The 12,445-nt window shown below is 72.4% G+C and carries 13 protein-coding genes and 1 pseudogene; 6 read left to right on the forward strand and 8 right to left on the reverse strand.

The annotated features are described in order from the left end of the window. Positions 1 to 44 precede the first annotated feature (44 nt). From ES689_RS13535 to ES689_RS13550, 4 genes are all read right to left on the reverse strand, one after another. Positions 45 to 959, reverse strand: coding sequence for an NmrA family NAD(P)-binding protein (locus ES689_RS13535; protein ID WP_146905691.1), 915 nt, complete (start codon positions 957 to 959; stop codon positions 45 to 47). A 215-nt stretch (positions 960 to 1,174) separates the two neighbouring features. Continuing rightward, positions 1,175 to 1,936 carry a hypothetical protein gene (locus ES689_RS13540; protein WP_146905694.1) on the reverse strand — a complete coding sequence of 254 codons (762 nt, stop codon included), beginning with the start codon at positions 1,934 to 1,936 and terminating at the stop codon, positions 1,175 to 1,177. Beyond that, complete coding sequence (locus ES689_RS13545; RefSeq protein WP_146905697.1) at positions 1,933 to 2,859, reverse strand: ABC transporter ATP-binding protein; 927 nt, start codon at positions 2,857 to 2,859, stop codon at positions 1,933 to 1,935. The genes ES689_RS13540 and ES689_RS13545 overlap by 4 nt, the downstream gene beginning before the upstream one ends. After that, on the reverse strand, positions 2,856 to 3,242 hold the full coding sequence (locus tag ES689_RS13550) for a GntR family transcriptional regulator (protein ID WP_223269612.1): 387 nt from the start codon (positions 3,240 to 3,242) through the stop codon (positions 2,856 to 2,858). Before ES689_RS13550 ends, ES689_RS13545 begins: the two co-directional genes overlap by 4 nt. 154 nt (positions 3,243 to 3,396) lie before the next feature. On the opposite strand from ES689_RS13550, the gene ES689_RS13555 reads away from it, so the two are divergent. After that, the gene (locus ES689_RS13555) at positions 3,397 to 4,827 is read left to right on the forward strand and encodes a hypothetical protein (protein WP_146905700.1); all 1,431 of its coding nucleotides are present in this window, start codon (positions 3,397 to 3,399) and stop codon (positions 4,825 to 4,827) included. A 163-nt stretch (positions 4,828 to 4,990) separates the two neighbouring features. On the opposite strand, the gene ES689_RS13560 is transcribed toward ES689_RS13555, so the two are convergent. The 3 genes and pseudogenes from ES689_RS13560 to ES689_RS16020 all read right to left on the reverse strand — a co-directional run. Then, the gene (locus tag ES689_RS13560) at positions 4,991 to 6,691 is read right to left on the reverse strand and encodes a ribonuclease J (protein WP_123548473.1); all 1,701 of its coding nucleotides are present in this window, start codon (positions 6,689 to 6,691) and stop codon (positions 4,991 to 4,993) included. A gap of 416 nt (positions 6,692 to 7,107) precedes the next feature. Continuing rightward, positions 7,108 to 7,308, reverse strand: a complete 201-nt coding sequence (locus tag ES689_RS16015) for a hypothetical protein (RefSeq protein WP_255515956.1) — start codon at positions 7,306 to 7,308, stop codon at positions 7,108 to 7,110. A gap of 12 nt (positions 7,309 to 7,320) precedes the next feature. Beyond that, a pseudogene (locus tag ES689_RS16020) lies at positions 7,321 to 7,620 on the reverse strand (hypothetical protein); the annotation flags it as partial. Here ES689_RS16020 and ES689_RS15700 point away from each other — a divergent pair. From ES689_RS15700 to ES689_RS15705, 3 genes are all read left to right on the forward strand, one after another. Then, positions 7,570 to 7,734 carry a hypothetical protein gene (locus ES689_RS15700; RefSeq protein WP_191330472.1) on the forward strand — a complete coding sequence of 55 codons (165 nt, stop codon included), beginning with the start codon at positions 7,570 to 7,572 and terminating at the stop codon, positions 7,732 to 7,734. The pseudogene ES689_RS16020 and the gene ES689_RS15700 overlap by 51 nt on opposite strands. Positions 7,735 to 8,015: 281 nt before the next feature. Beyond that, entirely contained in the window at positions 8,016 to 8,603 is a 588-nt protein-coding gene (locus ES689_RS13570) for an NUDIX domain-containing protein (RefSeq protein ID WP_146905703.1), read from the forward strand. Further along, positions 8,600 to 9,124 (forward strand): GrpB family protein, encoded by a 525-nt coding sequence (locus ES689_RS15705; RefSeq protein WP_191330474.1) that lies wholly within the window; start codon positions 8,600 to 8,602, stop codon positions 9,122 to 9,124. The genes ES689_RS13570 and ES689_RS15705 overlap by 4 nt, the downstream gene beginning before the upstream one ends. Before the next feature lies 1 nt (position 9,125). On the opposite strand, the gene ES689_RS13580 is transcribed toward ES689_RS15705, so the two are convergent. Then, the gene (locus ES689_RS13580) at positions 9,126 to 9,644 is read right to left on the reverse strand and encodes a GNAT family N-acetyltransferase (protein ID WP_146905709.1); all 519 of its coding nucleotides are present in this window, start codon (positions 9,642 to 9,644) and stop codon (positions 9,126 to 9,128) included. A 219-nt stretch (positions 9,645 to 9,863) separates the two neighbouring features. Here ES689_RS13580 and ES689_RS13585 point away from each other — a divergent pair, with 219 nt between their 5' ends. Both ES689_RS13585 and ES689_RS13590 read left to right on the forward strand, forming a co-directional pair. Next, positions 9,864 to 10,397 carry a PadR family transcriptional regulator gene (locus ES689_RS13585; protein WP_223269614.1) on the forward strand — a complete coding sequence of 178 codons (534 nt, stop codon included), beginning with the start codon at positions 9,864 to 9,866 and terminating at the stop codon, positions 10,395 to 10,397. 5 nt (positions 10,398 to 10,402) lie between these two features. Then, complete coding sequence (locus tag ES689_RS13590) at positions 10,403 to 12,142, forward strand: AarF/ABC1/UbiB kinase family protein (RefSeq protein WP_146905712.1); 1,740 nt, start codon at positions 10,403 to 10,405, stop codon at positions 12,140 to 12,142. The last annotated feature ends 303 nt before the right edge of the window (positions 12,143 to 12,445 follow it).

Below are 12,445 nucleotides of genomic sequence, written 5' to 3' on the forward strand. Positions count from 1 at the left end.
ACGAGGTGCTGTCCCCGGGGCGGCAGGGAGCACTTCCTGCCGGTTCACCCCGACTGGGGAGGGGAGGCGACGTGCGCGGCGAGGACGTCGCGGGTCGACGTCCAGGTGCGGCCCTCGCCCCAGCGGTCGTTGTCGACGCGGCGCAGCTGGCCGTCGCCGCTGTACATGCTCACGAGGTACTGCATGCCCTGCCAGGCGGGGAAGGCCTCGTCGGTCTCGCGCGAGAAGCGCCGCATGCCCTTGCTCATCGCCGACAGCAGGCCCGTCGTGCCGGCCCACTGCACGCGGAAGGGCTCGCCCGTCAGGGACGACATCGTGCGGGCGAGCTCGCGGGCGGTGACGCGGTCGCCGGCCACCTCGACGTACCGGGGAGCCGTCGGGTCGAGGGCGACGGCGGCCGTGACGGCGGCGGTGTCGTCCTTCGAGGTGAAGTCGAGCACCTGGTCGGCGTCCGACCAGAACAGCACGAGCTTCCGGTCGGCCAGCACGATGGGCGCCTGCCCCGTGAGCATGTCGGCGAAGGCGCCGTTCAGCACCGAGGTGGCGCGGATCGGCGAGGCGTCGAGCACGCCCGCGAACTCCCGACGGAACTCGAGGTTCCGGTTCGACCGCGGGGGCAGGTACCGGTAGTCGGCCGAGTAGTCGGACGGCACGAACCGCGGCACGCCCTCGGCCACGGCGGCCTGGAGCAGCGCGGTCTGTGCGTCGACGATCACGTCCCGCACCCCGCTGACGGTCGACACGACGACGTCCACGCCGCGGACCGCGTCGCGCAGCGCAGCAGGGTCCCCGGAGGAGGCGCGGGTCACGACGACCCCCTCGGTCCCGCCGAACAGGCGGTCGGCCGCGCTGCTCGCGGGGCGGGTGAGCACGCGGACGTCGGCGCCGCGGGCGAGCAGCTCGCGGACGACGCGGCGACCGAGGTCGCCGGTCCCCCCGGCGACGAGGACTGTGGGCATGGGGGCTCCTGACGTGGGTCCCCACCGGACGCGGGTCTTCCATCAGTACGCGCCCCGCGCCTCCTGCGCCTGTGGGCAGTGCGCGCTGCGCCGCGGCTGCCGCGCGCCGGAGTCCGCCCACACCCTCGAGACCCGCGCACACCCGCGCTCGCGCGGAGGGGTCTGCGCGGGTTCGGGGGGTGTGCGGGTGCGCGAGGTTGCGGGCGCGGCCCGGCCTACCGGACGGAGGCGCGGCGCAGGAAGCCGAAGGTGCCCGAGACCGACAGCGAGATGAGCGCCACGGCCGCGACGGCCAGCCACCAGGGGCGGAACGCCTCGGCGACGGCGGCGAACGACGGCACGGCCGCGAGCACGACGACGGCGAGCACGACGACCACGGCGACGCTGATGACGAGCGGACCGCGCGGCCCGAAGCGCAGCCACGAGGCACCGTAGACCCCGCCGATCGCCAGCGCGAGCCACGACCCGAGGAGAGCGGCCAGGGCGAGCACGAGCGGGTCGCCGGCGCCCAGGACGTCGACGTCGAAGACGTAGAACCCGCCGAACCAGTGGCCCGTGAGTCGTTCGAGGCCCAGCATCCCGACGAACACGGCCGTGACGAACAGCGCGACCAGGGCCTGCGTGGCAGCCGTCCCGAGCGCGAAGTCGCGCCGGGTCGTGCCGAGGGCTGCCGCCAGCGGGAACGTCGACGCGACCGTGGCGACGCCCGTCGCGACGAGGTAGCCGCTCAGCGCCCACGCGACGCCCGGGTTGGACCGGGCCCCGGCGACGTACTCTGCGCTGCCGGGGTCGCCGCCGGCCCGCTGGATCGCGAGCTGGATGACGATCGAGACAACGAGGGTGACGCCCAGGACGAACAGCGGCACGAGCAACAGGTTCGTGCGGCGGGCGAAGTGCAGCGTCACGACGGGGGCGGTGCGGGAGGCGGCGCGCGCCTCCTCGGGTCGGCCGTGTGCGGTGAGCGGTGCGGCGGTCATGAGCGGGCTCCGTCCAGGGTGGTGTCGGTGGTGTCGGTGGTCGCCGAGGAGGCGGCGCCCGAGGCCCCGAGGGCGGCCACGACCTGCTGCAGCCCGACGGGCGACAGCTCGACTCCCGCTGCGGCGGCGTCGGCGCGGACCCGCTCGTCGGCGGCGCCCTCGACGGTGGCGGTCGTGAGACCGCCGATGCCGTGCGTGCTGAGCACGGGCCGACCGGCGAGGAAGGCCGTCACGGCCCGGGTCGTGCCGGCCACGGAGTACGCCGAGGCCCGGGCGGCGTCGACGTCGCAGTCGAGCCGGACGCGACCCCGTTCGAGCACGACGACGTGCTCGAGCAGCGACTCCATCTCGTCGATGAGGTGCGTCGACAGCAGGATCGTCCGGGGGTGCTCGGAGTAGTCGGCGAGGAGGCGGTCGTAGAAGAGCTGCCGGGCGGTCGCGTCGAGGCCGAGGTACGGCTCGTCGAAGATCGTGAGCGGCGCCCGCGACGCGACGCCGATCACGATCGCCACCGCAGAGGCCTGGCCGCGCGACATCTTCTTCACCGGCGTCTTCTCGGGCACCCGCAGGTCGGCGGCGAGCGAGCGCGCCAGCTCGGCGTCCCAGCCGCGGTGGAACGCGGGGCCGACGGCGAGCACCTCACGCAGCCGGAAGTCGTCGGGCCAACGCTGGTCGTCCTTCACGAAGGAGGTGCGGGAGGCCACGCGGGAGTCGTCGGCAGGGTCGTGCCCGAAGACGCGGACCCGGCCGCCCGAGGGGCGCTCCTGCCCCGCGACGACGCCCAGGGTCGTCGTCTTGCCGGCGCCGTTGCGGCCCAGCAGGCCGCAGATCGTGCCGTCCTCGACACGGAACGAGACGCCGGAGAGGGCGTCGGTCGAGCCGTAGCGGCGCGACAGGTCGGTGATCTCGATCGCGATGGTCACGGTGCGGTCTCCTGATCGATCATGCGCCGCAGGTCGGCGGCGTCGATGCCGAGGGCGGCTGCCTCGAGCACCAGGGGTCGGACGTACTCGGCCGCGAACGCGGCGCGGCGCTGCTCGGCGAGGTGCTCGCGGGCACCGTCGGCGACGAACATGCCGATGCCGCGGCGCTTGTAGAGCACACCTCGGTCGACCAGCAGGTTGACCGCCTTGCCGGCGGTGGCGGGGTTGATCCGGTAGAACGCGGCGAACTCGTTCGTCGAGGCGACCTGGTCGCCCTCGGCGTACGTGCCCGAGAGCACGTCGCCGGCGATGCGGTCGGCGAGCTGCTGGAAGATGGGCGTCCCGTCGTCGAACACGTCGCCTCCTTCGCGTTTCTGGTGCATTGGTTAGTTGGTTCAGTAATGAACCTAGGAGGTGTGGATCACTCCGTCAAGGTCGCCTGCGTGGCGATCGACGCGCCGTTACCGATTCGTGACCCATGACTCCCGAGCACTGGTATTGACTAATGTCGTGTACAGAGTCTCAAATACTACAAAGATGTTGTCAGGACTGATCGGTGCGGTCGCGTTGCTCGGTTCGCTCGCGATCGCGCCCGCCCCCGCGGTCGCCTCCGCACCGGAGGGAGGCATCTCGGCCGAGGTCGACGCCGCGCCGACGAGCACGACGTTCTCGTTGGCGTGCACGAACGGGAACTTCCGGGGCGAGGCGCAGGTCACGGCGTCGCTCGAGTACAGCGGCGGTCAGGCGAACTGGACGACCACGGTCGACCGATACCGCATCACTCGCTCGAACGGCCAGAGCCGTGGCGACAAGGCCAACATCGACCTCGAGTTCGTGGTGAAGGCAGGCGTCCTGAGCAACCTCAAGACGGCGTCGGCGAACTCGTCGGACGCCATGCGGCAGGACGGCTCCTGGCACGACCTGGGCCTCGGCAAGACGATGTCGAACGCGCCGCTGCAGCATCCCTACCCGTCCGAGCCCCTCTCCGCGATGGTCGACGTGAGGTTCACGTTCGACAAGTCCAACGGCGACCCGTCGTGCCGGTCCTGGAAGATCGGCGACTGGGGCCGTGCCGTGAAGGACGTCCGCACGTCGCCCGGAGCGTTCGGGCGGGACGACGAGATCAGCTCCTGCACCGTCCAGACCAGCGGCGCGACGTGCTCCATCGCCAAGACCGACACGAAGGCGAGCACGGTCTCCGTCACGTCGGGGCTCGACAGCGGATGGGTCAGCGGCCAGCTCAGCGCGTCGTGGACGACCTCCCGCGCCGTGTCCGTCTCCTGTACCTCGCCTCAGCTCACCGCGGGCCAGCGGTGGGCCGCCTACCCCAGCGGCACCTACTACACGTTCTCCACGTTCGCGCGGCTCTTCGACGTACAAGCCCTCGTCGCGCCCGGCCACGCCTTCGAGGTCGACGGCGGAGTCGGCTGCGAAGCCACCGGGACTCCGTACTGCGGGACGAGCCACGCCGTTCCCCTGATCCGGTCGGCCGAGCACACCGCACAGGGCATCCGCATCACCGGCTGCGGCGAGCCCGGAGCGCAGATCAAGACCACGAACGACCCCGGCGTCGGCTGGTACACCATCGAGTCCGGGGCGGCCTACGTCGGACTCGACGGTTCGTTCGACGTCACCACGAAGCGTCGCGTCGATCAGCAGGCAGTGGTCAAGTCGATGGGAACGATCGCGGCCGAGTCGAACAGGGTCACCCCGCAGGCGCGCCTGACGGCTGCCACGTTGGCTCCCTCCGGCGGTGTGCAGATCACTGGTTGGGCCGAGCCCGGTTCTGAGATCAGGTCCACCAACGATCCTCACGCAGGGTGGTACTCCATCGAGGGCGGGCGCGTGCACGCGCAGTCCGACGGCTCGTTCCGCCTGACGACCGGGCGCCTCGTGGACGGCTGGGCGGTGATCCAGTCCTTCGGGCGGCACCAGTCCGTCTCGAACAAGGTGATCCCCACGAACTGACCCGGCGGGCCGACCGGCCGACCGGTCGGCCGGTCCCCGGCCCCGGCCCCTGTGGCCCCGAACCGACGAGAGATGCTCCCCGCACCAGTGCAGGGAGCATCTCTCGTCGGTTCACGGCCTCGCAGGCCGGGGGCCGGGGCCGGGCCCGGGGCCCGAGGCCGGGTCAGTCGGCGTCGATGACGACCGTCGTGATGACGGGCGTGCGACGGTGGCGACGGAAGAACCATCGGCTCAGGCCGTCCTCGATGGCGCGCTCGGCGGCCTCGCCGTCGACGTGGCCGCGAGCGGTGGCCTGCTCGAGGGCCTTGGCCGCGACGTCCTCGGCCTGGTCCTCCCAGCCGACGGCCTCGACGAAGCCGCGCGGGATGAACTCGACGGGCTCGACCAGCTTCTGCGTCGCGAGGTCGAAGATGCCGAGCACCGTGATGTGGCCCTCCTCGGCGAGCGACAGGCGGTCCTTGAGGGCGTCCTCGGTGGCGACGCCGATCGTGGCGCCGTCGACGAACACGTAGGGCGCGGGGATGCGCCCGGCGATGCTGGCGCGGCCGCGGTCGAGGTCGACGACCACGCCGTCCTCGACGACGAGCACCCTGTCCTCGGCGACGCCGGTGGCGATCGCGAGGTCGGCGTTGGCCGTGAGGTGGCGCCACTCGCCGTGCACGGGCAGCACGTTCTTCGGCTTGACGATGTTGTAGCAGTAGGTGAGCTCGCCGGCGCTGGCGTGGCCGGAGACGTGCACCTTGGCGTTGCCCTTGTGCACGACGGTCGCGCCCCAGCGGATCAGGCTGTTGATGACGCCGTAGATCGCGTTCTCGTTGCCGGGGATGAGCGAGCTGGCGAGCAGGATCGTGTCGCCCTCGCCGACCTTGATGATGTGCTCGCGGTTGGCCATGCGCGACAGCGCCGCCATCGGCTCGCCCTGCGAGCCGGTGCAGATCAGGACGATCTTGTTGTCCTGCATCTTGCTGAGCTGCTTGAGGTCGACGACCAGGCCCTTGGGGATGTTCAGGTAGCCGAGGTCGGAGGCGATGCCCATGTTGCGGACCATCGAGCGGCCGACGAAGGCGACCTTGCGGCCGTGCTTGTGGGCGGTGTCGAGCACCTGCTGGATGCGGTGCACGTGGCTGGCGAAGCTCGACACGACGATGCGCTTCGGCGCCTCGCGGAAGACGCGGTCGATCGCGGCGCCCAGGTCCTTCTCGGCCGTCGTGAAGCCGGGGACCTCGGCGTTGGTCGAGTCGGTCATGAACAGGTCGACGCCCTCGTCGCCCAGGCGGGCGAAGTGGTTGAGGTCGGTGATCCGCTTGTCCATCGGGAACTGGTCCATCTTGAAGTCGCCCGTGTGGAGCACGAGACCGGCGCTCGTGCGGAGCGCGACGGCGAGGCCGTCGGGGATGGAGTGGTTCACGGCCACGAACTCGAGGTCGAACGGGCCGGCCTGGTGGTGGTCGCCGGCGGCGACCTCGTGGGTGATCGGCGTGATCTTGTGCTCCTGCAGCTTCGCCGTGATGAAGGCGAGGGTGAGCTTCGAGCCGACCAGGGGGATGTCGGGGCGCTCCTTGAGGAGGTAGGGCACGCCTCCGATGTGGTCCTCGTGGCCGTGCGTCAGCACGATGGCCTCGACGTCCTTCAGGCGGTCGCGCAGCGGCGTGAAGTCGGGCAGGATCACGTCGATGCCGGGCTGCGTCTCTTCCGGGAAGAGCACGCCGCAGTCGACGACGACGAGCTTGCCCTTGTGCTCGAAGAGGGTCATGTTGCGTCCGACGTCGCCGAGGCCGCCGAGCGGGGTGACGCGCAGGGCGCCGCGCTTCAGGGGCTGGGGCTTCTTGAGGTCGAGGGAGTGCTTGGTCGCTACGTTCGGCATGCTGGCCGCTTTCTGTGGGGGAGTCGCGCGAGGTGTGCCCGCACGGAGGTGTCGGTGTTCTGCCGGCGTCGACCCGCTCGGCGGGCTGCCCGGCCCGCTGTGGCGGGACCGGCGGGGGAGGCTCAGGTCTCGGTCGGCGACTCGCTGTCGAGTGCCGTCGAGATCGACCACGTGGCGATCCGCCTCGCCGCCCGTGTGGGTTTCGGTGGAGGCGTCCGTTGCGTCCACTGGCGTGGTCGCGTCGACCACAGAGAGCGTGGCCAGACGAACTGTCGGACCGCAGTCTAGGCCACCCGACCCGGCCCCCGCCTCCTGCGCCTCCTCATTCAGGAATCTCAGTCCTGAGCCGCGCAGCGGGGGGACCTACCGTCCTGACCCGTGCACGACTCAGGACCCGACCCCCGCGACTTCCTGGATCAGGCCTTCGCGAGCTGCGGGTACAGCGCCCCGAGCGGTGCCGAGAGCGCCGCCCTCACCTGGCGCGAGGTCTCGTCGGCGAGCACCTCGTGCTCGCCGGCCTCGAGGGCGTCGAGGACGTCGGCGACGCGCGCGGCAGGGTCGGTCTTGGCGTCGCTGACGCCGGCGGCCATGCCGGTGTCGACGTAGCCCACGTGCACGCCGACGACCTGGACGCCCGCGGGCTGCAGCTCGAGGCGCAGCGAGTTGGTGGCCGACCAGAGCGCGGCCTTCGTCGCCGAGTAGATGCCGGCGACGGCGTACCAGGACAGGACAGGGCGGAGTGGATGTCGATGATCGCGGTGCCGCCGCCGTGGGCCGAGAGGAGGGGCGCGTAGGCCCGGGCGAGGAACAGCGGCCCCAGGAAGTTGGTCTCGACGTCCGCACGGATCTCGTCGTCGGTGTGGCTGAGGATGCCCGGCGTGGAGCGCCTCACCTCGGCGACGCCCTCCGACGCGGCCGCGCTCGCGCACGTGGTGTCGGCGGTCATGATGCTCGCGATGTCGTCGGCGGTCGACGAGTCCGTCCCCGCCGACGAGATCGTCGCCGGGGTGCGCCGCCAGCTCGAGGTCGTCCTGCCGCGCTGACCTACGGGAGGGTGACGACGGCCTTGCCGCGGATGCGGGTCTTCCCGAGGTCGTCGAGGGCGGCTGCCGTCTCGGCGAACGGGTGGGTCGCGCCGCGGGCTCACACGACCCCGCGCGTCCTGCGGCTCGCCTCATTCAGGAACACAGATCCTGATCCGCGCACCCGGGGGACTCGCCGTCCTGAGTCGTGCACGATCCAGGATTCGCACCCCGAGAATTCCTGGACTGGCGACGCCGATCCCGACGAGCGAGGACGGCCGACACCTCGCTAGGGTCGCGGCATGGACAGCGACGTCGGGCAGACCCCCGCTGAACGGACCCGTGTCGAGCTCGCGGCGTGGCAGCCGCGCGGACGCGAGCAGCAGGAACTCCGCGATCGGCTCCTGACGTGCCTGGAGGCTGAGGGCGACCTGTTCCTCAGCCGGGAGGCCGGCCGCGAGCACGTCACCGCGAGCTGCTTCGTCCTCTCCGCCGACCGGGGATCGGTGCTCCTCGCGCTGCACCGCAAGGCCGGTCGTTGGCTGCAGCTCGGCGGCCACGTCGAGCCCGACGACGCGAGCGCCGCAGCGGCAGCGCTGCGCGAGGCCCGAGAAGAAGGGGGCATCGCCGACCTGGTCAAGGTCGTGGCGCACCCCGTCGACGTCGACCGCCACCGGTTGGTGGGCGCGTTCGGCGCCTGCGAGGTGCACTGGGACGTCGGCTATCTCGCTGTCGCCGCACCCGGCGCCGCCCCCGCGGTGAGCGACGAGAGCGACGACGTCGCCTGGTGGCCCCTCTCCGACCTCAGGGACACGCAGCCGCACCTCGCCGACCGCATCGCGGGCCTCGTCGCCGAGACACCCGGCCTGCTCGAGAACCGGCCGACGTGATCGAGCTGCAGGAGCACCGACCCGAGTGGGCCGAGTCGTACCGAGCGGCCGCGGCGGCGGTCATGGCCGTTCTCCCCGGGCAGCTCGACGCGATCGAGCACATCGGCAGCACCGCGGTCCCGTCCCTGCTGGCGAAGCCGATCATCGACCTGGCTGCGCGGGCGGTCGCGGGGGCCGACCCGCGCCTCCTCGACAGGCCCCTCTCCGGGCTGGGCTTCGAGCGGCACGCCGCCGGGCCGAAGAACCACGCCGTCTTCGTCCGCACCGTGGACGCGCGTCGAACGCACCTCCTGCACGTCTTCGCCCCCGATCAGTGGGAGCACTGCAACCAGCGCCTCTTCCGCGACCGGCTGCTCCGTGACGCCGATGCCCGCCGTCGGTACCGCGAGCTGAAGGAGGCGCTGGCCCGGTCCCGAGACGGCCGCGACTACACGGCGGGCAAGCTCGCCCTCGTGGAGGAGCTGCTCAACGAGGAGCGGGCGGCCCGTGGCCTCCCCCCGACGTCGGCCTGGGACAAGTAGCTCAGCGCTGGCGCGCGACGGCGGGCAGATCCCGCCCGTACGTCTGCATCGGGCGCCCGAGCAGCGAGTGCTCGAACGGCTCGCCGACCGCCTCCCAGCCCTCGCTCTCGTACAGGCGGATCGCCGCCGCGTTGTCGAGCAACGCGTGCAGCACGACCCGCGGGTGCCCGAGCCCGGCGAGGTGATCCGTCACGTGACGGATCAGCGCCCGGGCGAGACCCTGCCCCTGCGCGGCCGGTGCGACGGCGAGAAGCCCCAGGACGGCAGCATCCGTCGGGTCGGACGGCAGGCCGCTCCCCGGCGCCGTCGCCAGGACGAACCCGCCGAGCGTGCCGTCGACCTGCTCCGTGACGAACCAGCTGATGCTGCGGTCGAACTTCGGGCGCGCCCGCTCGGCGACGCCGGGGAACGCGCGTCCGTCGCGGGCGGCGCACGCCGCGACCCAGAGTGCGACGCAGGCCCCGACGTCGGCGCTCGTGGCCGGGCGGAGGGAGGGATCGATCGCACGAGTGTCGTCCATGTGTCGGTCATGCCGGGGACGACCGCCTCGAGTGGTCGGTTCCTGTCCCTCAGAGCGCCGGCACCGACCAGAACCGACCACTCGGCGCGCGGACGCGCGCGGACGCGGCACGGACGCGCACGGACGTGCACGCTCGCCGACCCTGGGCGCCAGCCCCGCTCCCGCCGAGGCCCGAGGTATATCGTTCGGGCATCGCTCGACCCTCGACAGGAGATCATCATGGGCACCTCGCGCACACCCGGCACCTTCGGCATGGACCTCGACGGGATGTGGCAGGCGATGGACCAGCTCCGCTCCACCTTCGACCGTCGTGACGGCGCCCGCGCCCCGCGCGGCGAGGTCCGCGCCGCGATCCTCGCCCTGCTCGGCGAGCGGCCGATGCACGGCTACCAGATCATCCACGAGATCGACGAGCGCAGCGGCGGCGACTGGAAGCCCAGCGCCGGCTCCGTCTACCCGACCCTGCAGCTGCTCGCCGACGAGGGCCTGATCGTCGCCGAGGAGACCGAAGGCCGCAAGGTCTGGTCGCTCACCGACTCGGGCCGCGCCGCCGCCGGCGTCGACCCCTCCGACCCCTGGGCCGCCCCGCGCTCCTCCGGCGACCGTCGCACCGCCCTGCCCAAGGCCGGCGTCGAGCTCGCCCGCGCGACCGCCCAGATCGGCCGCACCGGCACCTCCGCGCAGGTCGACGAGGCGGTGGCGGTCCTCGACGAGGCACGTCGGCGCATCTACTCGATCCTCGCTCGAGACTGACGCGGGTGGCGTCGCCCCGTCCCGACGAGGCCCATCCCGAGGTGCGTGACCGGGCCGGTCGCGCCCGGTACCGCCGCATCCTGCGGTTCGCGTCGCGCCACCTCGCGGTGACGTGGTGGTTCGAGCTCGTGCTGCCCCGGTTCGGGCTGCGCTGGGTCGCCGAGCGCACCCGTGCCCGGCGCATGCAGCGCTTCGCCCGAGGCTTCCACGGGCTCGCGCTCGACCTCGGCGGCCTGATGATCAAGGTCGGCCAGTACCTGTCGTCGCGCCTCGACGTGCTCCCGCCCGAGATCACCAAAGAGCTGGAGGGGCTGCAGGACGAGGTCACGCCCGTGCCCTTCCCCGAGATCCGGGCGCTCGCCGAGGCCGAGCTGGGCATGTCGCTCGACCGGGTCTTCGCCTCCGTGTCCCCGGAGCCGATCGCGGCGGCCTCCCTCGGCCAGGCGCACCGCGCCGTGCTCGGCCCGGTCGACTCGGCCGACACCGGTCTCCGCGACGTGGTGCTGAAGGTGCAGCGCCCCGGCATCGACCGCATCGTCGACGTCGACCTCGCCGCCCTCCGCAAGGTCGGCGGCTGGCTGAGCCACGTCCGGCTCGTCTACGACCGCGTCGACGCCCCTGCCCTCGTCGAGGAGTTCGCCCGCACCAGCCTCGAGGAGATCGACTACCTGCACGAGGCCGCCGCCTCGGCCCGCTTCGCCGCCGACTTCGCCGACGACGACCGGGTCGGCGTGCCCGACGTCGTGTGGGAGCGTTCCACCCGCCGCGTCCTCGTGCTCGAGGACGTCTCCGCCATCAAGATCACCGACGCCGAGGGCCTCCGCGCCGCCGGCATCGACCCTGCCGAGGTCGCCCCGGTCTTCGCCGCGGTCATGTTCGACCAGCTCTTCGGCAACGGCTTCTTCCACGCCGACCCGCACCCCGGCAACATCTTCGTGACGCCCGTCGAGCCGGGCGGCAGCGCCGGCAGCGCCGACGGTGTCGAGCCCCAGCGCCCGTGGCGGCTCACCTTCATCGACTTCGGGATGATGGGGGAGGTGCCGGCCGGCACCCGGAACGGCCTCCGTCAGCTGCTCATCGCGGCCGCGTCGCGCGACGGCAGCGGCATGGTGAACGCCATGCGCGACCTCGGGGTGCTGCTCCCGACCGCCGACACCGTCGGCCTCGAGCGGGCCGTGACCGCGACCTTCGCCCGCTTCGGCGGCATGGGCTTCGCCGAGCTGCGCGAGGTCGACCCGCGCGAGTACCGCGAGTTCGCCGGGCAGTTCGGCGACCTGATCCGGTCGCTGCCGTTCCAGCTGCCCGAGGACTTCCTGCTCGTCCTGCGGGCGGTGACCCTCACCTCCGGCGTGGCCAGTGCCCTCGACCCCGTCTTCAACCTCTGGGACTCGGTCGAGCCGTACGCCGCCCGGCTCGTCCGCGACGAGCGCGGCAACGCCGTGCAGGACGTGGCCCGACGGGCGGCCGACGCGGTCGGCGTCGCCGCCCGCCTGCCCGGCCGGCTCGACCACCTCGTCGGCCGCCTCGAGGACGGCACGCTCGAGGTCGGCAGCCCCCGCATCGAGCGCCAGCTCGGCCGGATCGAGCGGACGGCCCGCCGCGTGCTGGCCGCCGTCCTGTTCGGCGGCCTGCTGATCGCCGGCGCCGTGCTGCGCGCCGACGGCGACGTGCTCGGCACGGTGCTGATGGTCGCCTCCGCGGTGCCGCTGCTGTACGCCCTGCTCGCCGGGCGGCTCCCCGGGTAGGAGGCGGCGCCTCCTCGGCTGGACTTGCCCAGTGGTCCGAACTGGGCCCCCTGCCTGCCGAGTGGTCCGAACTGGGCACCTTGCCTGTCGAATGGTCCGAACTGGGCACCTTGCCTGCCGAGTGGTCCGAATTCGGCCCTCGCAAGGGTGCGGACGACATCTTCTGACCACTCGATGGCGGGCGGCACCGCGAGCAGGGTCAGGCGGTCGCGGTGTCGTGCAGCACCTTCCGGGCGACCACGTTGCCGAGCCGCTGCGCCACCTGCACCAGCACGATGATCAGCACGGTCACGGTCACGGTCA

It is taken from the genome of Frigoribacterium sp. ACAM 257, assembly GCF_007954365.1.
Taxonomy (GTDB): Bacteria; Actinomycetota; Actinomycetes; order Actinomycetales; family Microbacteriaceae; genus Frigoribacterium.

What these genes read in the sequence shown, in the direction of transcription:
- ES689_RS13535 (WP_146905691.1), bottom strand. Translation starts at nt 959, where the DNA reads ATGCCCACAGTCCTCGTCGCCGGGGGGACCGGCGACCTCGGTCGCCGC.
- ES689_RS13540 (WP_146905694.1), bottom strand. Translation starts at nt 1,936, where the DNA reads ATGACCGCCGCACCGCTCACCGCACACGGCCGACCCGAGGAGGCGCGC.
- ES689_RS13550 (WP_223269612.1), bottom strand. Translation starts at nt 3,242, where the DNA reads ATGCACCAGAAACGCGAAGGAGGCGACGTGTTCGACGACGGGACGCCC.
- ES689_RS13555 (WP_146905700.1), top strand. Translation starts at nt 3,397, where the DNA reads ATGTTGTCAGGACTGATCGGTGCGGTCGCGTTGCTCGGTTCGCTCGCG.
- ES689_RS13560 (WP_123548473.1), bottom strand. Translation starts at nt 6,691, where the DNA reads ATGCCGAACGTAGCGACCAAGCACTCCCTCGACCTCAAGAAGCCCCAG.
- ES689_RS13570 (WP_146905703.1), top strand. Translation starts at nt 8,016, where the DNA reads ATGGACAGCGACGTCGGGCAGACCCCCGCTGAACGGACCCGTGTCGAG.
- ES689_RS13580 (WP_146905709.1), bottom strand. Translation starts at nt 9,644, where the DNA reads ATGGACGACACTCGTGCGATCGATCCCTCCCTCCGCCCGGCCACGAGC.
- ES689_RS13585 (WP_223269614.1), top strand. Translation starts at nt 9,864, where the DNA reads ATGGGCACCTCGCGCACACCCGGCACCTTCGGCATGGACCTCGACGGG.